The organism is Paenibacillus sp. GYB004 (assembly GCF_036577605.1).
GTDB lineage: Bacteria > Bacillota > Bacilli > Paenibacillales > NBRC-103111 > Paenibacillus_AB > Paenibacillus_AB oceani.
The window spans coordinates 126,040-144,941 of sequence record NZ_JARBDB010000047.1 but is presented as its reverse complement, the minus strand read 5'-3'; the positions used below and the strand labels follow the sequence as shown (position 1 = coordinate 144,941).

Annotated in this window: 18 protein-coding genes and 1 other annotated feature; of the genes, 3 read left to right on the top strand and 15 right to left on the bottom strand. The window is 53.8% G+C overall.

The genetic code is table 11. The features are described 5' to 3' along the window. Positions 1 to 28 precede the first annotated feature (28 nt). The 12 genes from PV433_RS19200 to PV433_RS19145 all read right to left on the bottom strand — a co-directional run bounded on the left by PV433_RS19200 (position 29) and on the right by PV433_RS19145 (position 13,968). Positions 29 to 1,675, bottom strand: a complete 1,647-nt coding sequence (locus PV433_RS19200; protein WP_332073675.1) for a serine/threonine protein kinase — start codon at positions 1,673 to 1,675, stop codon at positions 29 to 31. 169 nt (positions 1,676 to 1,844) lie between these two features. Further along, positions 1,845 to 2,825, bottom strand: a complete 981-nt coding sequence (locus tag PV433_RS19195; protein ID WP_332073674.1) for a C40 family peptidase — start codon at positions 2,823 to 2,825, stop codon at positions 1,845 to 1,847. Positions 2,826 to 2,979: 154 nt separating this feature from the next. Next, complete coding sequence (gene ilvA / locus PV433_RS19190; protein WP_332073673.1) at positions 2,980 to 3,930, bottom strand: threonine ammonia-lyase; 951 nt, start codon at positions 3,928 to 3,930, stop codon at positions 2,980 to 2,982. Positions 3,931 to 4,015: 85 nt separating this feature from the next. Then, positions 4,016 to 4,286, bottom strand: a binding site (T-box leader). A 45-nt stretch (positions 4,287 to 4,331) separates the two neighbouring features. Further along, positions 4,332 to 5,390 (bottom strand): SAM-dependent methyltransferase, encoded by a 1,059-nt coding sequence (locus tag PV433_RS19185; RefSeq protein WP_332073672.1) that lies wholly within the window; start codon positions 5,388 to 5,390, stop codon positions 4,332 to 4,334. Positions 5,391 to 5,440: 50 nt separating this feature from the next. Beyond that, the gene (locus tag PV433_RS19180; protein ID WP_332073670.1) at positions 5,441 to 6,205 is read right to left on the bottom strand and encodes an ABC transporter ATP-binding protein; all 765 of its coding nucleotides are present in this window, start codon (positions 6,203 to 6,205) and stop codon (positions 5,441 to 5,443) included. A gap of 237 nt (positions 6,206 to 6,442) precedes the next feature. After that, entirely contained in the window at positions 6,443 to 6,814 is a 372-nt protein-coding gene (locus PV433_RS19175) for a cyclic-phosphate processing receiver domain-containing protein (protein ID WP_332073669.1), read from the bottom strand. Next, a complete protein-coding gene (locus PV433_RS19170; RefSeq protein ID WP_332073668.1) occupies positions 6,811 to 7,653 on the bottom strand; it encodes a deoxyribonuclease IV in 843 nt (280 codons plus the stop codon). The genes PV433_RS19175 and PV433_RS19170 overlap by 4 nt, the downstream gene beginning before the upstream one ends. 21 nt (positions 7,654 to 7,674) lie before the next feature. Then, a complete protein-coding gene (locus PV433_RS19165) occupies positions 7,675 to 8,484 on the bottom strand; it encodes an Fpg/Nei family DNA glycosylase (RefSeq protein ID WP_332073667.1) in 810 nt (269 codons plus the stop codon). Positions 8,485 to 8,507: 23 nt separating this feature from the next. Beyond that, positions 8,508 to 9,326, bottom strand: coding sequence for an HAD-IIA family hydrolase (locus PV433_RS19160; RefSeq protein ID WP_332073666.1), 819 nt, complete (start codon positions 9,324 to 9,326; stop codon positions 8,508 to 8,510). Positions 9,327 to 9,407: 81 nt separating this feature from the next. Further along, a complete protein-coding gene (locus PV433_RS19155) occupies positions 9,408 to 10,925 on the bottom strand; it encodes a ribonuclease H-like domain-containing protein (protein ID WP_332073665.1) in 1,518 nt (505 codons plus the stop codon). Between the two features lie 136 nt (positions 10,926 to 11,061). After that, entirely contained in the window at positions 11,062 to 13,311 is a 2,250-nt protein-coding gene (locus tag PV433_RS19150) for a DEAD/DEAH box helicase (protein WP_332073664.1), read from the bottom strand. Positions 13,312 to 13,761: 450 nt separating this feature from the next. Next, positions 13,762 to 13,968, bottom strand: coding sequence for a hypothetical protein (locus tag PV433_RS19145; protein ID WP_332073663.1), 207 nt, complete (start codon positions 13,966 to 13,968; stop codon positions 13,762 to 13,764). Positions 13,969 to 14,341: 373 nt separating this feature from the next. On the opposite strand from PV433_RS19145, the gene sufU reads away from it, so the two are divergent. Beyond that, a complete protein-coding gene (gene sufU / locus PV433_RS19140; protein WP_332073662.1) occupies positions 14,342 to 14,776 on the top strand; it encodes a Fe-S cluster assembly sulfur transfer protein SufU in 435 nt (144 codons plus the stop codon). A gap of 107 nt (positions 14,777 to 14,883) precedes the next feature. On the opposite strand, the gene PV433_RS19135 is transcribed toward sufU, so the two are convergent. Next, positions 14,884 to 15,576 carry an LrgB family protein gene (locus PV433_RS19135; protein ID WP_332073661.1) on the bottom strand — a complete coding sequence of 231 codons (693 nt, stop codon included), beginning with the start codon at positions 15,574 to 15,576 and terminating at the stop codon, positions 14,884 to 14,886. Then, complete coding sequence (locus PV433_RS19130) at positions 15,573 to 15,917, bottom strand: CidA/LrgA family protein (RefSeq protein WP_332073660.1); 345 nt, start codon at positions 15,915 to 15,917, stop codon at positions 15,573 to 15,575. Before PV433_RS19130 ends, PV433_RS19135 begins: the two co-directional genes overlap by 4 nt. A 95-nt stretch (positions 15,918 to 16,012) precedes the next feature. Between PV433_RS19130 and PV433_RS19125 the strand changes: the two genes are divergently transcribed. Together PV433_RS19125 and PV433_RS19120 are read left to right on the top strand one after the other, a co-directional pair. Then, positions 16,013 to 16,327 (top strand): heavy metal-binding domain-containing protein, encoded by a 315-nt coding sequence (locus tag PV433_RS19125; RefSeq protein ID WP_332073659.1) that lies wholly within the window; start codon positions 16,013 to 16,015, stop codon positions 16,325 to 16,327. A 307-nt stretch (positions 16,328 to 16,634) separates the two neighbouring features. Continuing rightward, on the top strand, positions 16,635 to 18,542 hold the full coding sequence (locus PV433_RS19120) for a HAMP domain-containing sensor histidine kinase (protein ID WP_332073658.1): 1,908 nt from the start codon (positions 16,635 to 16,637) through the stop codon (positions 18,540 to 18,542). Between the two features lies 1 nt (position 18,543). Here the strand turns inward: PV433_RS19120 and PV433_RS19115 are convergent, their stop codons facing one another. Next, a complete protein-coding gene (locus PV433_RS19115; protein ID WP_332073657.1) occupies positions 18,544 to 18,783 on the bottom strand; it encodes an NHLP leader peptide family RiPP precursor in 240 nt (79 codons plus the stop codon). Positions 18,784 to 18,902: the final 119 nt, after the last annotated feature.

Genomic DNA, 18,902 nt, shown 5'->3' with positions numbered 1-18,902 from the left:
TTGTAACCGATTATACCATAATTGCCAATTAGTGCAAGAGCGAACCCGAAAATAGTTTGCCGAGCCATCCTTTGCCGCTATCGCTCTGCCGGTCCACTTTTAGAGACTTGGACAACCATGCGGACAACGCCTTGTGCAGGAGTGGCATCACGTTCGGGTTTTCTTGCGGCAGCTTGCCTTTCCAGGACGACTTGACGATCTCTTCGAACGGCACGTACGGAATGACGGCTGAAGGGCGCAGCGGAAAAGACGACAACCATTCTTTGGCTCCTCCGAACGGGACCGCCTTGTTCGCCATAAAATGAACGCTTCGGCCCGCCGCATGCCGCCTCATTAACGAATCGGCGATGGTCCGGGCGGACGGGCTTGTCCACCGGGACGGACTCGGGTCCGCAACCGCGACGATCGCATCCGCTTCATCCAGCAGTTTGACGACATCGTGGTCAAGCCACCGGTCTCCGATATCAATCAGCGTGACCTGGGCGTCGATTTTGTAGATCCTCTGCACGATAGTGCCTTCCTCAGGCAGCGCCGCATGGCCGGCCGGCGCAAGCGGCACCCACTCCGTTAAACCGGTCGTCCATCGTTCGCGGCCAGCCGAAGCTCTCCCCGCATGGCCCAAATAGTCAGCCGGCGCGTTCCGCTCGCCATCCAGCAGCCCGTAAAGCTCAGGACGAACTCCGGGATGCTCGACCACCGCATTGGTGACTCCTCTCTCGCTAAGCAAGGATGCGAGCGCTAAGGCAACGAACGTCGCTCCGGCTCCGGAATACAACCCGCCGACAGCGACTCTCACTCTTTTTACCGGAAACAAGCCGCCGGCTGCGCGGCCGTCAATCGCATCCGACCGGTAAGCGTCCGGATCGGAGCATCGTTGGAGAAGCGATTTCACTTCGGAAGCCGACGCCGGCCGCAGTACCGGCGAATCGTCCAACAGCCGGTCGACCAGCTCCGTCAGCAGCCGTTCCCGCTCGCCGCCTGCAAGCGCTAAAGGCTTGCGGGCCGTATGGTACATCCGTCCTCCGCTGAGCAAATAGTAAAATGTCGCTCCAAGGGAGTACAGATCGGATCTGTAATCGGTCCGGCCGGACTCGATGAGCTCCGGCGCGGCGAAGCCGATCGTGCCGAGCGGCACCGTGTCGGCCGGCCGGTCCGGCGAGTGTTTGCGGGCGATGCCGAAATCGATCAGCCGTACGTGATCGGCAGTGTCGATCATAATGTTCGACGGTTTAATGTCGCGAAAGATAACCGGTCCCGATTCCAGCTCGTGCATATACTGCAGCAGCTCGCACAGCTGGATGCCGTAGCGGATCAGCGAAGCCGCCGGGATATGGCCGCCGTTCCGTTCGAATTGCTGCTGCAGCGTAATTCCCTCGACATATTCCATGACCAGATGGCTGAACCCCAACTCGTCCGGAGGAAAATAATCGACAACATGCGGCAAATAAGGATGGTCGAGCTTCATGAGAATAGCGGCTTCATGGGCGGCCGTCAGTCCGGAAATGCCTGTCAACTGTGTCCGCTTAACCGCCCATAACTTGCCGGGAAGCCGCAGATCGTCGGCCAAGTATACGGCGCTCATCCCGCCTTCGCCGAGCGGCCGTATAATTTTGTAGCGCCCCCCGTATACGGTTCCTGCCGGCAGAGCGCCGGCCGGTGGTGTCGAACGGTTCATCGATTCCCCCCATTCTATGCGGTTTACCACTCATTATAGCGAAATCGGACGAACCGTTCCACCATCTTTTTCCACATCGATCTCGCTTTAAGAGATAGGGCGAATGACGACAGACGTTGACAGCCGCCGGCGAATCGCCTGAAGCAAGCAGCGGCGGCCTGTCAATCCGTTATTCGGGGATATATCTTCGGGCGCCTGCAAATTCCTGCGAGTAGGAAGGCGTATCAAGCGAAATGATCTCGATCGAACGATCGGAGCTGGGCGAATGGAGCATCCGGCCGCCGCCCGCATACATACCGACATGATGAACCTTTCCCTCGCCGCGATTCGAAGCAAAAAAGAGCAAATCGCCCGGCCGCAGCTCCGCCCGGTCTACGCGCAAACCTGACTTCGCCTGGTCCGAAGCGTCTCGCGGGATCAGAATGCCGAAGAAATCGTAAAGCGTATGCGTGAAGCCGGAGCAATCGAATCCGAAGCCGGACATCCCGGCCCATAAATAAGGCAGTCCGAGAAACGATTTTCCCGCGGATACCAGTTGCTCTCCGGAAGGCGTAGAAAGCCTGCCGGAAACGTTTCTGACAACGGCTTCCGATTTTCGGACCGACTTCTCCCCGTTTGCCGGCGTCTGAACGACATACATGTCCCTTTCCTCGCGGACGACCGGGAGCCGGGTATTAAAGCTGACTTCTATAAACGGAACGGTACCCTCCGTATCATCGTACAAAAATGCAGTCGGCGAGCTTACGACAGCTTCCGGACAGGCGGCAAGCGAGGCAGAGCCGCCGCATTCCGCCAACTGCCGCAACGGCATCCAACCGGGATAACCTTGATCGCTCCGGGAAGTCGGCTGACCAGGTACGATAACTTGCGCCCAATCGCCATCGACAGCAACAGGCTTCACCGGCTTCCCGTACAGCACCTGCGTCTCCAGCTTCCCCACGAGCCACAGCTTCTCCTCCACATCCATGCTGCCGGTCCAAGCGCGCATGTCTGCAGCCGAGAGCAGAGAAGGCATATCCTTCTCCCTGGCCCGATTCGGCCCGCTCCACAAAGTGGCGACTGCCGAATTGACCACAAGCCGCTTTTCAGCCGCTTTCGCCGGATCGTCCAAATCAACCAGATTCGCTCCTAACGGCTCTTGCGTTGTCACATTCCACTCCTCCTCTGGAAGTAAGTAAGCAAGCAATATCCCGCTTCGGAACTCCCGTCACCGATTCCTCCGCTGCCCGGCATCCGTCGTTAATGCTCATACGTATTCCGTTATCCCGGGAGTTTATGCCTCCAAGTTGTGCTTCATTCTTTCCCTACACCTGATGGATCGCAGCCGGAGCGATCGTACCGGCCCACCGGATCAAGTCCACATTGCCCCCGCTGAGGACAAGCGCAACCCGTTTGCTTTGCAAGCCGAGCGTCCGGTTCATTACGGCAGCCAAACCTACGGCACCCGCACCTTCCGTCAGTACTTTCGCCCTTTCCAGCAGCATTCTCATTGCTTCGGCGATTTCTTCTTCCGATACGAGTACGAAATCGTCGACATACCGCAGCATCAGCTGCAAAGGCAATTCACCCGGACGCTTTACGAGCAAGCCGTCCGCCGCCGACGCCGGACGCTCCACCCGGCAAACCGAGCCGCTGCGCCACGAATCGTATCCCGAGCTGGCCGCGACCGGCTGAACCCCGATCACCCGGACTTCGGGCCGGACCGATTTGACAGCCAGCGCGATTCCTGAGATCAGACCGCCGCCGCCGACCGGCACCAGTATCGCATCCACATCGGGCAGATCATCCAGAATTTCCATCCCGACCGTGCCTTGACCTGCAATGACGTAACGATCGTCGAATGCATGGACGAGTGTCGCCCCCTCCGTCACAGCAATCTGGTTGGCGCGCTCGTACGACTCATCGTAGTTCATCCCGTGCAGGATCACTTTGGAGCCGTAGCCTTGCGTGGCGAGCACCTTCGCTTCGGGGGCGCTTACCGGCATTACGACGGTTGACGGAATGCCGACCTGAGCGGCGGCAAGCGCCACTCCCTGGGCGTGATTGCCCGCCGACGCCGTAACGACGCCGCACGCCAGCTCGGCTTCGCTCAGATTGGCGATTTTGTTGATCGCGCCCCTCACTTTAAACGCACCCGTCTTCTGCATATTTTCCTGCTTCAAATAAAGCTCGCAGCCGGCCATCCGGCTGAACGTCTGCGAATGGACAAGCGGCGTGCGATGAATTCTTCCATTCAGCTTAAACTTGGCTTGCACGATGTCCCGATACCCGACTTGGTAATCCCCATCTAAACCACCTCATTTGTTATTTGGTCGAGAAAACAAAAAAAGCCCTCATCCCAAAAGGGACGAGAGCGTTCTCGCGGTACCACCCTAATTCCGGCAAATCGTCGTTACCGTAAACATACGGCAACAAGACGAAGCTCCGGCGCTTCTTGTCGGCATACCAACATATGCCGTTCCTGGTAACGGTGGAAAATCCGTGTTCCCTACTTGCGTTCGGGTCCCGTCTCCGAGGTGATTTTCGACGCTGGCTGCACATCGGCTCGCACCATACCGCCGACTCTCTGGGAACAGGGGAAGCGTCTACTCTTCCTCTTCATCGATTTATTCACTGATCAATTTGACGCTAAGTGTATCACAGCGCCGGATCGAGATCAATTGATTTTTTGCAAATAAACGGTAAGCTCGTCCCGGTTATGAAACAACTGCTTCGCCTTGCGCAGCTGCATGACCGGCTGCATCATCCGAACCGAATCTTTCACCGTCTGGAACGGCTTGCCGTGCATCAGCTTCAGCGTAATAACAGCGGCCCCTCCGGGACGCAAGGCGTCAAGCAGCGGCAGGATCAGCTTGATCATCTGCTTCGGACTCCAGCTCATATCGCATACGAGCAGATCGTAAGAACCGCTGCGGAAAGCGACTTCTCCGGCATTTCGCTTCAGATAGGTCAATTGGGGATGTCCGAGCAGATCGGGATGCAGATCCGCAGGATCGACGGCTGTCACTTCCGCCCCCCGCTCCAGCAGCAGCGAGGTCCAGCCTCCGGGGGCAGCCCCGATATCGAGCGCTTTGCGAAACCGGGACAGCTCCAGCCCGAACGCGTATTCCGCCTCCAGCAGCTTGAACTTCGCCCGGGACACCTGTCCCTCTTCCTTCCGGTAACGCACCGCTCCGCCCGGCCAATCGGACAAATTGTCGGCAGACGTCGATATGCCTATGTATGCGGCGCCGGATGACAAAAATACCGATACGATCCTGTCCGCCTCTTTCACTACAGATTCGACCCCGCAACGTTCAAGCAATATGCCGGATATCGCTTCCCGAAGCTCGGCCGGAGAATAGTCGCTCTCATAACGCTCCGCCTTGCGAATCTGCACGGTGACTTTGCCGATCCCCCGTTCGACCCCGTCCAAAAACAGCTGACCCGCCGAAGCGGCCAACAGGCTGACATCTTCCGCCGTTCCGGAAGTTCCGACCGTTCTGTCAATCGGATGCATATGTCTCAGGAAAATAGGCTCTTGCGACGTAATACGGCGGATCGCCGCCTCACGATCGAGCGGAATCCGCATCAGGTACGTTTCATCTGGGATTAAGGGTTCAAACTTCGTTCCCGGTGCCAGCGCCCGCAGCTCGTCTTGAGCATATGCCGCAAATCCATGGTTGGACGTAACGACAAATTGCGAGGCGGCGGCGATGTCGGCTTGCTCGTTCATCGATGCACCTCTACGTTTCTATCATTTCACTGTATGAATAATGGATGTCATTAAACAACGTGAATCCAGGGCCGGTCCTTGATCCAGTCGATCTCTACCGGCACTTGATAAGCGTCGCGCAGCAGCTGGGCGGTCAATACTTGCTTCTTCTCGCCCTGTGCCACGATTTTGCCCTGATCCATCAATGCGATATGGGTAAAAACCGGAACAATCTCTTCGATATGGTGAGTGACATATACCATGAGTATTCCCGTTTTGCCCAGCTCCTGAATATCTTCAAGCAGTTGCTCTCTTTCGAACAGATCGAGGCCCGAGCAAGGCTCGTCCAGGATAAGCACCGACGGATCGGTCATCAAGGCGCGCGCGAGCATAATTTTTTTGCGTTCCCCTTGCGACAGCGACCCCAGCGGCTGTTCCGCCACGTGCGGCAGACGGACTTGCTCCAGCTTCTCGATCGCCTTGCGCTTCACTTCATCCGGAATATCCTGATAAAACCGCAAAAATCCATATTCGCCGGTAGCGACTACTTCCCATACCGGGTCGCGCATCGTCAGCTTCTCCATCAGCGACTGGCTGATGTAGCCGATCTTATTGCGCACCATCCGCAGATCGATTTCCCCGTAAGGCTGGCCCAGTACGCGTACTTTGCCCGAGCTCGGGAACTGGTAGCCGGTAATCAGCTCCAGAACCGTCGTTTTCCCCGAACCGTTTTTGCCGAGAATGACCCAGTTCTCTCCCTGACGCATATGCATATTAACATCGTTTAAAATCGTACGTTCCCCGCGTATAAAATGAATATTGTCCAGCTGGATCAAAATTCGCACACCGCCTTCAGATATACTCAAGCTCCTGTAAGAGGTTGTTCAAAAAGTCCGCTTTTGATCACGAAGCCGATCAGGAAGTCTATTCGACATCGAAAATGGAATATAGCCGGAACTTCCGGTGCTCACAATAGTTCCCACTACGCTCCGCTCCCCATTTCCTGGCTTCATCCCATCTTCCCGGTGCTGAAAACCGGACTTTTTGGACTCTCACTGTAAGAAAGACCTATCCTATTGTAGCTTATGTGCGGACCCGTTTTCCACCTCGAATTTGCCGCTTGCGATCAGGCGCAGCAGTTCTTCGGGCATCGGATGGTTGAATAACCGGACATGATCCGGTTTGTTCGTATAGAGCATATGATACATCGCGGAACGTCCTGCGGCGCTCGACGAATGCAAATAAATATAAGCCGGATACTTTTGCTCCGCAACGAGAAAGCGAACGACTTCCATCCCGTTCGGGGCGCCCCAGCCCAGATCGAAATCCAAAGACAGCACCCGCACTTCGCATTCCCGCAGCAGCTCGACGCATTCCTCCGCGTTTTTGGCCAGCACGAACCCTTTCGGACACTTGCGCATGTCGTCCAAATACAAATCGATCATCCGTTTCCCTCTCCGCTTAAGGTTTTCAGTCTTGCGATTTCTTCCCTGTGCGTTCCGGCCGCCGGCGTCGGCGTCTCCAGTACGATCGGGACATTGCGAACATAGGGAGACTCCAGAAATCTCCGCAACGGCAGCTCTCCGATTTCCCCTTTGCCGATATTGGCGTGACGGTCTTTGTACGATTGGTGAGGATAGACGGAATCGTTCAGATGAACGGCCTTCAGCTCGTCGAAATATCCGAGCGAAACGCCTTTGGCTTCGACCTCGCCCCAGTTCGAGCCGTTCCATAATCCGCTGGCGAACGCATGGCACGTATCCAGGCAAAAGCCGACCTTGTGCGGATGGACACACAAATTGCGGATTCCGGTCAGCTCCTCGAACGTCATCCCCATCCGGGCGTGCTCGCCTGACTGGTTTTCGATCAGCAGCAGCGTCGTTCCTTCCCACTGTTCAACCACTTCGTTTAACGTGGCTACAATATTTTTGTACCCGTCGAGCCGTTCCGCACCTTTGTATATGCCGAAATGAACGACAACGCCTACCGCTCCGCAAGCGTCGGCAATCTCCAGATCGTTCAGCAGCGAGCGGACGACGATCTGTCTGCGCTCTCCTGCATCTGCGGCCAGATTCGTCGGATAAGGCGTATGGGCGATCGAACGAATGTCATGTTCCCGGCAAAAAGCGGCACACGCTTCCGCGTCGCGACGGTCCATCGTTTTGAGCGACAGGCTCCGCGGATTTTTCGGAAAAAACTGAAACGCGCGTCCTCCCATGCGATGAGTCTGCTTCGCGGCTTCCAGAAAACCGTGGCGAATGCTTACATGAGCGCCGAAATACACGGATCGGTTCCTCCTCGTTCGTTAATGCTGGCAGTTCGTGCAGTAGAACACCTTGCGAGAAGCAAGCTCTTCCTGCACAATCGGACTTCCGCAGCGGATACACGGCTCCCCGCCTCTGTCGTACACGGTGCAGCGGCTGTTCACCCCGCCCGTAAGCGCATCCCCGGGAAATAGCGGGTCCTCCATATAGCCGCCGAACCGAATGGCTTCGCGCAGCACCCGGTTCATCGAACGGTAAAGAGCTCCGAAGTCGGACGGAGACAAGGAGTAGGTTTTTCGTGTAGGCAGCAAGCCCGCATCAAAGCAGATTTCGTCGGAGTAGCAGTTTCCGATCCCTGCAATCGTCTTCTGGTCGGCAAGCGCCGGCTTCAGCATCGTCCGTTTCCTCATCAGCCTGCGCTGCAGATCGGCTTCGGAAAATCCGGGTTCAAGCGGCTCCGGCCCCAGCTCCGCCAGACGGCTGTCCGCTTCCTCCCGGCTGAGCAGATGCAAAAAACCGAGTCTCAATCCGATAAAATACAAATTGCGCTGTCCGAGCGAGAGCACGACCTGCGTCGTCCGGTCCGGCTTCTCCTCTTCGGTGCCGTAAAACATCCAGCCGCCAAGCATAAGATGGAGCAGCAATATATCGCCGCTGTCGAGGTGAAACAACAGATGTTTGGCTCTCCGGGATATGCCGGTGACGGAACGGGCTTCAACCCGTTGACGGAACGTCTCGACCGGGACGTTGATCGATTTCTCGCGTTCGACCTCGACCTGTACGATCAGCTGATGCAGTATTCGCTGGCTTAACAACATGCGGTACGTTTCCATTTCGGGAAGTTCTGGCATTGGATTTCCTTCTTTTGGTTGTTTTACTTGCTAGCCTGCCCTTCCGGGTGCAAGTTCAACCGTTCCAGCAGCGATTCCAGGTTGCGGCAGATCAGGTCCGGCGCCGCTCCCGAACGCTCCAGCAGCTCTTCGACGTTGTCTGCCGCCGCAATGCCCGTCTGTACGAGCGCAGTCCGCAGACCGGTCGCTTGACCGGCCAAAATATCGGTCGCCGGGTTATCGCCTACCGCCCATACTTGCTCTGCAAAGGCCAGCCGTTCCAAAGCGAACCGCATGATCGGCTCATACGGCTTGCCGATGACGACAGGTTCGATCTGCAGCGCGCCTTGGATCGAAGCCGCGATCGAGCCCGCTCCGGGAACGAGCCGGCCATCCGAAGGAAGCAGCCGGTCCGGATTCGTGAGCACGTATTCGGCTCCATCCATTATACACTGTACGGCTCTCGCCAGCTTGTCATAAGTGAACTGCCTATCGATCCCCTGTACGACATAATCGGGCCGATCTTCCACAAGCTCCAGACCCGCTCCCTCAAGCGCGCTCTTAAGACCTGCTTCACCGATCACGAACACCTTTGCTCCCGGTTTACGTACAGCAATATAATGCGCAGTCGCCTGTGAGGAAGTGACGATCTCCTCCGGCTTTGCCGCTATCCCCATCCGGATTAAATGCGCGGCCACTTGTTCCGGCGTCCTTGAAGAATTGTTCGTCACAAACAGAAACGGGAGCTTCAGCTCCCGGAGTCTCCCGATAAAAGGTTCCGCATGCTCGATCCTCGAATCTCCCGCATACATCGTCCCGTCCAGATCGATTAAAAAAGCGTGGCTATTCTCGCGATGGCTCATCGCAGAATCAGCTCCTTCCTGCCATTCCCTTATTGTATTCCGGTCCCTTTAATTTCCTTCCCATACTTCCTCTTTTTCATCTTACAGCAAAGTCTGCTGCCACACCTCAACCGTCCGGACCGCCGTACGCCTGCTTTTCCGGGTGGCGGGAGCCTTTGCCGTTCTTGCCGGCTGCGCGGCGGTTTCCCGTTTCAATCTCAGCCGGTCGATGCGCTTGCGGATCGTTGCCGCTTCCTCCGCCGAAGCCCCTTCCTTGCGGACGGCCGCCATCCGTCCAAGGGACCGCTCCAGCGCCAGCTCGGCATAATGCAGCGCCTTATCCAAATCTTTCTCCCGATGCTCGAAATACATCGCCAGCTCGATATAAGGCTCCGGGGTTACAACCCGCGCACGGCGCTTGCGCTCGATATAACGCTCCCAGAGCGAGACCGCCGCTCCAAATCTTCCCTGCCGCTTATAAAAACTTGCCGCAGAAAGCCAGTAGTCGGCGGCGTTGTCCGACTCCCGATCGAGCAGCTCCCGCAGCGTCTCCTCGGCTTCCCCGGGACGCCCCAGCTTATCGAGCCACAGCGCCAGCCGGTACAGCTCCTCCGGTTCCATCCGTGACAGCGGAATCTGTCCGCCGAGCAGCCGGGTAAAATGAACGGCCAAACAGGCTAACGTCAGCACGTCCTTCTCGTTGTGCTCAAATACGCCTTCGACCAGCGCCGCGTCCCCTTCGGCCAAATATTGAAAGTAAAGCGCCGGAGCCAGCGAACCGGGTACGTCATCAATGCGGCTGAGACCGAGCCGTTCGCGCTCCACCGAACTGAGACGGCACGAGGGCAGCGTATTACGCCACAGGCTTCTCGACGGATACAGAAAGTCGTAATGAACCGGGTCAACCGCTCCGTCCTTTTGCCGGTTCAGGATGTACCGGTTTTTAATAATCGGCCAGTCGAAGCATTTGCCGTTGTACGAGACGAGCAGGTCGCGCTCCGCCAGCTTTTCCCGAAGATGATGCAGCATCGCCGCTTCCTCGGCGGGGTTGCGGATGAACATCTGCTCCACGACAAAACCATCCGGCTCGTAATAGCCGATCCCGACCATAAACGGGACGTTGCCCGCCCCGACGCCGAGGCCCGTCGTTTCCGTATCCAGAAACAACAGTCTGTCATGCCTCGCGCACACAGCCGGTGCCGGATCAGCAGAAACGGAGGAACTTCGCCGCGAGACTCCGCTTCGGCCTCCTTTGGTTTTGGATGCGGAAGCTCCCAGCGCAGCGAGCGGCTCCGCCTCGCCGATCAGATCGCCGAGACAATAGGTTCCGTGACGATAATCGAAAGGATATACGATTCTGCGGATGACGAAATGTCCCCGCTCATTATGATGGGCCTTCGCCCCCAACCGGTCCCAAGACCTTCCAAGCTGGCCGGCTTCGCCTGCAGTATCGGTGCTGACCATGCTTCCGGCACCGGATGCACCCGCTTCGGCCAAAACGCCTGCGCCCACTCGGACTGACGAATCACCGGCAAGCTCATCCGCCTCCGGAACGGCCGGCTTCTTGGATGCCTCATTGCTTTTCGTTAGCCGGGAAAGCTTGTCTTTCAGTGAGCTCATCGGATTCAGCTCCCTCCCCTTATCGCGGCGAGCAGCTTCAAGGCCAGCGACTTGCCCGTCAGCCCAACCTCCTGATATCGGTCATAGATAGTCCGTAAACGGATTTTTATCAATGGGGTCATCCAACCATGACTATTCATATTACCCCCAACAATTCTATGCTTTTTTGCTTCGCATGAAAGCCTTCTATTTCCGTACCGATACACGACGGGCAGCCATCTTCGCAGGGACATTTTCGAATCAGATTTCGCGCAGACGCCTTTATTTCATCGAACCGCTTGTAGACGTCTTCGGCCAATCCGATACCGCCCGGATAATGGTCATAAATGAAAATCGTAGGCAGTTGCGTATGTTCGGCCCTAATTTGTGAAACTACGTGAATATCGCTGCGGTCACACATGACATGAATCGGGACGATATGCCTGAATACGTTGGATATTCCCACCAGCAGTTGTTCCAGCGTTTTCGTCCCCAGGGCCGGGTCTACCTCTTTTAATTCGATCCAAGTTGCGCTGGTATGCAATTCTTCTTCGGGCAAGTTGATAGGACCGTACCCGATATTTTCGAAAGTGGTCAGCCGAATTTTCTTAAAAATCGTCGGCATAGCATTTACCTGGACTTCGCCATGGTTAATGGAACCCACTCGCCTGTTTTCCGTCCTGTCAATATCTAAGACTTTAAGCTTGACTGCCAGGTTTGCGTCGGTGTAATATTCTACGTCTACTTCGCGTACATAGGCTTTTTTATGGTCCCAGTCCAGCTTCTCGACTTGATATTGTACCCCTTCATGCAAATATATGGCTTCGTCATGCAGCAAGGTCATAGCGCTAAAGCGGTCCATCTCGCCGATAATTTTAACGTTTGCTACGTCTGACTGGTCTACGATAACTACGTTTTCCTGCGCTGCCGAACGCAGGCTTACTTCGCTAGCCGGGAACGATTGATTCGCCCAGTAAAACGTATCCCCGGCCTGGTGCAGCACCTTTTGTTCTACCAGGTATTCTAAAAGATCCGCAACTTCCAGCGGCCCAAATTCTTCCCCTCTTTTCATCGGAAGTTCATAAGCTGCGCAACGTAAATGGTCCACCAGAATGATGAGATTTTCCGGGTTGATCCTGGCGGATTCCGGCGATCTGTCGAAGAAGTATTCGGGATTCTGGACGACATACTGGTCTATTGGCGTATTGCTGGCTACCATCAGTACCAGGGCTTCGCCATGCCGTCTACCAGCCCGGCCTGCTTGCTGCCAAGTACTAGCGACGCTTCCTGGATAACCTGTCATGATGCAGACTTGCAGCTGTCCTATGTCTACGCCGAGTTCTAAAGCATTCGTACTTACGACTCCAAGAATGTCGCCGCTCCTCAAGCCTTTCTCGATTTCGCGCCGTTGCTGCGGCAAATAGCCCCCACGATAACCCCTTATGGATTTCGATCCAATGTCATTTTTAATTAGCTCCTGTAAATGACTTAGTATGATCTCGACTCTTACCCGGCTTCGGGCAAAAACGATCGTTTGTACTTTATTCGCCAAAAATTCCTTCGCTAGATTATTTACCGCTACTACAGCACTTTTGCGGATATTTAGCGCTTTATTGACTACTGGCGGATTGTAAAAAACAAAGTGCTTCCGTCCTCTCGGCGCGCCATTGTCGTCAATTAACCGCATCGGCTTCCCAGTTAACTGCTCCGCTAGCTCCTTCGGATTCGCAATTGTTGCGGAAGTACAAATAAACAGGGGATTGCTGCCGTAAAATTCGCAGATTCTGTTGAGCCTTCGTATCACATTTGCTACATGGCTGCCGAATACCCCCCTGTACGTATGCAATTCGTCAATGACTATATATTTTAGATTACTAAACAAGCTTACCCACTTCGTATGGTGCGGAAGTATGGCAGCATGCAGCATATCGGGGTTAGTAATTACGATATGCCCTACTGTCCTAACAAGCTGCCTAATTGCTGGGGAAGTATCGCCGTCGTAGGTAAAACTCTTAATGTCGATCCCCATTTCGGTAATGATTTCGTTTAGTTCGCTTTTTTGGTCTTGCGCCAGGGCTTTCGTCGGGAATAAGTAAAGGGCGCGGCTGCCGTCGTCTTCAGCTATCGCTTGTAGGACGGGAAGGTTATAACAGAGCGTTTTTCCCGAAGCTGTCGGGGTTACGGCTACAATATTTTCGCTTTTACGTACGGTTTCGTAGGCCGTATACTGATGCGTATACAGCTGGTCTATCCCCCGCCTGGTTAGCGCAGCTTTTATTCTCGGGTCTACGCTGTCAGGGATTGGTTTTGACTTTGCTTCTACGGGCTCGACTTCGTGCCAGTTCACTATATTATCATCTGCCCTTAAATCCTGGATCAGCTGCGTAAGCTGCTTCTTTTTTAACATAAGGGTACACCTCTTAATTGTCGCTTGCTGTATCATTAAATGTAATCCAATATAAGCTCGATCGTATACCATACGTAACCTGGCTCATCAGCCCGGTCGTATTTTTGATTTTGTCGATCTTCTCTTCGGTAGAGGACTCTTTACCGGTAAGCCGGTTCATACGATTTCCTCACTTAACGTTTTATTATTAATTGTACAGAATATACGTTCGTATGACAACTGTGATTCGATGATTCACGAAGGATGACCGCCGTTCATCTAACCGGCTAAAAACGGGAGCGAACGACAAAAAACCGCCTGTTCGGCGGCGATTTGTCATTCCAGACTAAATTTTCAGACTATTGCAAAAAGAATCGTATCGGCTCTTGTCATTTCCTGCGCTTTCCCGGAAAATATTATTTTTATTTCCTCATCCGGGACGTCCATTTCCCCGGCTTCTTGCGCCAGCAGTCAGTACTCCGAGGCATCGTCGTAATCGAAACGGAACTCGTCGGATTCGCCTTTGTATCCTTCATCCGGATATTCGGCCGCGCTTCCGTTCGCAAGCTTCGCCAACACTTCCCGGTAGCTGTAAGACGCCTGCTGGTTGTCATCATGCTCCATCGCCACTTTCAGCGCTTGCCTGATGACGGCGTAGTCCCTGTTTTTGAGCTGCATAGCGGTTCCCCCCCTGGCTGCAATCCGTAACCCATCTCCTAGTTTGTCCCCTTCGGGCAAAAACATCCGATTTTGGTTAAACTTCATTAGCCTAAGTCCCGTTCGAATCCGGTTAACACGGCAGTCCGAATGAATCCGATAATGAAGCATACAAATAGCTTGAGGAAACCGGAGTTCGTCTGCAGGACGAATATCCGCGCAAATGCGTATCGGAGCTGCCGCTCCAAGGTTTGGATTCCTCCGGGGCGGGAGGGCTTTGAAGCTGGCAGTCGTCACTCTTGCGCCGTCCTTGTTTTCAACGAACCGAAATTGGTGTACAATAAAAGGAATGAGTTGTACTTATCCCGATTTTCCAAACGTGAGGTGAATTCTTTTGCTGGAAAATTTATACAAACAAATCGTCATGGATCATTATAAAAATCCCCGCAACAAAGGCAAGCTCGAGGGGGAGGGCTTGATCCAGTTCCCATATAAAAACCCTACTTGCGGCGATGTTATGGTGCTGTATATGACGGTGGACGACAACCAGAAAATTAAGGAAGTTAAATTCGAAGGGGAAGGCTGTTCGATCAGCATGGCGTCTTGCTCGATGATGACCGATCTCGTAAAGGGCAAAACGTTTGCGGAAGCGCAGCATCTGATCGAAGCGTTTACCGCTATGATCAAAAACGGCGAGATCCCCGAAGACGAAGACGAGCTGGGCGACGCCTTGTCCCTATCGGGCATTCATAAGCTGAGAGCCCGCCATAATTGTTCGCTGCTCGGCTGGAACGGGCTGGACAAAGCGATGAAACAGCATACGCATTAATAGCGGACTCTCGTCCGTTACTAAAAACGGGTGACTTTTGATCCAACAGATTGGATCGGGTCACCCGTTTTTATGCTTTCCGTTAAAACCGGATCAAGCTTTGCTGATTACTGCAAGAACGAGTAAAGCGGAATGGCCAGCAAAGACGTTACGATTCCCGCCAGCCCCATCGCAAAACCGCCCGCGCTCCCCTGCAGCTCCGATTCCCGAATAATTCTCGCCGTCCCGATCCCATGCGACCCGGTGCCGATTGCCGTACCCATAGCCACATCGCCGCGGATACCTACGGCTCTCAGAAAACCGGGGCCGATCATGCTCCCGACCAGACCGGTTAAGACGGTCAGCACCGCACCCAGTTCGGGAACTCCCCCCAGCAGTCTGACGATTTCAATCGATATCGGCGAACTGACCGATTTGGGCAGCGCCGTAAGTAACAGCTCCTTGCTCCCTCCGGCCAGCCATATGAAAAACGCGCTACTCGTCATCCCGCACAAGCTTCCAGCGATCACGCCTGCGGCGATTGCGCGAAATTGACGCTTTAGGAGGGCTGCGTGTTTGTACATCGGGACACCGAGCGCCACCGTCGCCGGACCGAGACAAAATACGAGCAAATCCCCGCCGACCCGGTAAGATTCGTACGGAATGCCGCTTACCAGAAGCAATACGATCAAGGCAGCCGAGCAGACGAACAACGGATGCAGCCATCGTTTCACTGCGTGCAGCCGAAGGGCGGCCGCGTAGGCGACTACCGTGACCGTGACTCCAAATAAAGGATTACTCCACCAATCGTCCCCGCTCACCCGCGCTCCTCCTTTCCCGAGAGCCAGGTCGTAACCGCGCCTGTTATGAGCAGAACGAGCAGCGTTCCCATCACGAGACTAAGCGCCATTCCCAGCGCATTTTCCCCGATCACTCTAATGAATACGACCGTCCCTACTATAAAAGGAGCGAAAAACAGCATCATATGACGAAGCAAAAATTGGGCCGTATCCTCCACCCACTCCAGCTTCACAGAACCGGTAAACAAAGCCGCCACAAACAAGATCAGACCAGTTACATTCGCCGGCAAGGGCAGGTGAAGCAGTTCCTTCAGCAAAAAACCGGCAAAATGAAAGGAGAGCAGGATCGCAAGCCCTCTCATCGATATCCGCCCCTCGTAAAATTTCCCTTTTTAAAGTTCATGGAAAAGTATATCATAAATAAGAATAGGCTATCGCACACGAGGAGGATTTACACATGATTATGACAACTACACCTTCCATCGAGGGAAAATCAATCGTCGAGTACATTTCGGTTGTAACCGGAGAAGCGATTATGGGCGCCAACATCGTGCGCGATATTTTCGCCAGCATTACCGATATCGTCGGCGGACGTTCCGGAGCATACGAAAGCAAGCTGAAGGAAGCGCGGGACATGGCTTTTGAGGAAATGCGCTCGATGGCTTCCCGATACGGTGCCAATGCGATTGTGAGCATCGATATCGACTATGAAGTGGTTCGCGAAGGCATGCTCATGGTAGCGGTCAGCGGCACGGCTGTCCGGGTTCAATAATCGAACGGATGAACATCCGTTCCGATTGACTTTATGCCCGACAAAGATCATCTTCCTACACATCGCGCCCCATCCTTTGTTGGGGTGCCTTTTTATGCCGGATGAACACTCTGCGTATCCCCAAGCCTCTTAGACCTCCTTCATCCCTGTATCCTACACACCTGAAAACCGTCCGAATAAATCACGCGGGTCAAAATATGTTGATTCTTCTCGAAATATGTCATATTTTAGAAGGTGTTCCATTCTAGCAAGTCGAATTAAGTCACAACGTGTTTTTTACTATGGATGTAGGCTTGAGGTGCTATCAATGAAGGTCGTATGGAAACTGGTTGTAACGGGACTTGCCTTGCTGATTCTCCCCCTGCTGTCAGCAGCTCCCGAAGCTCGAGCAGAGATAACGGAAAGCCATGACATTCGGGAGTGGCAGTTTCGATGGGAACCTACCCCTTCCTTCGGCCCCGGCATCGATCCCACGGGCATAACGGATCAATGGGTTTCCGCCGATAAAGACACCCCCGTGCCGGACATCCCGCACAAATTTTCTGCCGCCTGGATTAAGTTCGACCTCCCCAAGCCGGATCAAGCGGCCTGGAAGCAGCCCGGGCTTTTTATCGACAAATTGTACGGGCACCATATCGTCATCTATGCCGGAGACCGGGTGTTGTTCGAGTCTTCCCGTCCTTACTCCTACGACGTTTACAAGCTGGCGCTGCCGCTTGACCGGGACGATCTGGGCGAAACCGTATATGTGCTGGTGGAAACGCTCAGCGACCGGATCGGGCTTCACCAGACGATCAAGCTGGCGGACTATGAACGGACGCTCCCGGGATTTTTCAAGAACGATCTGTTTGATATGATGCTGGGCGGGTCGCTTGTTTTCTTCTCGGTCATTATGCTGATATGCTCCCTTATTTTGAAAAAGTCGCTTTTGTCCAAATGGCTCTCGCTGTCGATCGTCATCCTGACAATTGGCGCCCTGATCGTGACGTATTCACCGTTTGTTTATACGTTTTTAGGGAAATACGGACAGCTCAGCCTCGCTTTGTTTGATTTGGCTTTGTATGTTTTCTTGCCTACGCTCACTCTTTTTATCGAAAAAGCACTGGAGAGCCCGAAACGTTCGCTCCTTACCTGGTGCCGCAAGTTATTAACCGTTTTCTCCGTTTGCTGCCTTCTGTTTATGGTGATTAACGAAGTAACGAATGCCCAGTACATTAACTTCTATTACTTCTTCACGGGGACATTGCTTGGATACGTGATGCTTATTCAGTTTACGATTCTAATCAGCACCACCGTCATACGGGCGTTCAAAGGAAATAAGGACGCGGTTATTATGTCCACCGGATTTGCCGTATTCGCTGCAACGGGAATCGGCGAGCTGATTTGGTTTTATGCAAACGCCAAAAACTACGAGTTGTTCCTTTGGAAATGGGGCGTCGTCTGCTTCGTCATTGCTTTTATTATTATATTGGCGCGGCAATTTGCCAAGGATCATGAGAGAGTCGTGAATTATACGAAGGAACTCGAGCTTTACAACAACCGGCTGCAAAAGCATGAAAAGATGGAGATCATTAGCGAGCTGGCCGCATCTGTCGCTCACGAAGTACGCAATCCGCTTCAAGTCACCCGCGGTTTCCTACAGCTTCTTAGCAAGAGAGCAGAGAATTCGGAGAAGACGTATATGAATTTGGCTTTGGCCGAGTTGGACCGCGCTTCCGATATCATTACCGACTTTTTAACGTTTGCCAAACCTCAGCTCGATGATATCAAGGTGTTGAACTTATCAGAGGAATTCAAGCATATCGTGGGGATTTTAGCACCGATGGCGCATCTTCAAGGTGGAGAAATCCGGCTGCATATACCGGAACATCTGTACATCCGGGGAAATTCCGCAAAGTTTAAGCAAGCGTTCGTTAATATCATTAAGAATAGTATAGAAGCTCTTGAGCGGGAAGGGTTAATCGAAATCCAAGCCCGTACGGAACGCGAGACGATTATCGTTCATGTCCGGGACAATGGTCAGGGGATGGAAGACGAAGAGCTCACCCGGCTGGGAGAGCCCTACTTCTCGAGCAAAACGAAAGGAACCGGCCTAGGACTTATGGTTACCTTCCGCATTATTGAAGTGATGCAAGGAAAAATCGAGTTCCAGAGTAAGAAAGGAGCAGGCACCGAAGCGATCGTCCGTTTCCCTTCTGCCTCCGATCCCGTATAAATTACCAGGCGGCGTTAGATCCGGCGCCGCCATCATCCGTTTTGGACGGGTTCGCAGGGATTACGAGATAAAATTCAGTAGACGATTCCTCAAACGCTTTCAACTCGATCTGATCCGGAACGTTCACTCCGAACGCTTCTTGAATAGCCGCTTTTGGATTGGCCAACAGCTTTTGTTTGAAGGCATCGTCCGCCCATGCTTTCTCGATAATTTGCTTTCTCAACAGTTCTTCAGACGTCATATGAACCCATCCTTTATTTATGATTTTGTTGTTATATCCTGCCTTGCAAATACGCGCAAGAGACCAGCGCTTCGGATTCCTCTTAATCATATGGACCTAACGATCGTTCCAACGTCCAA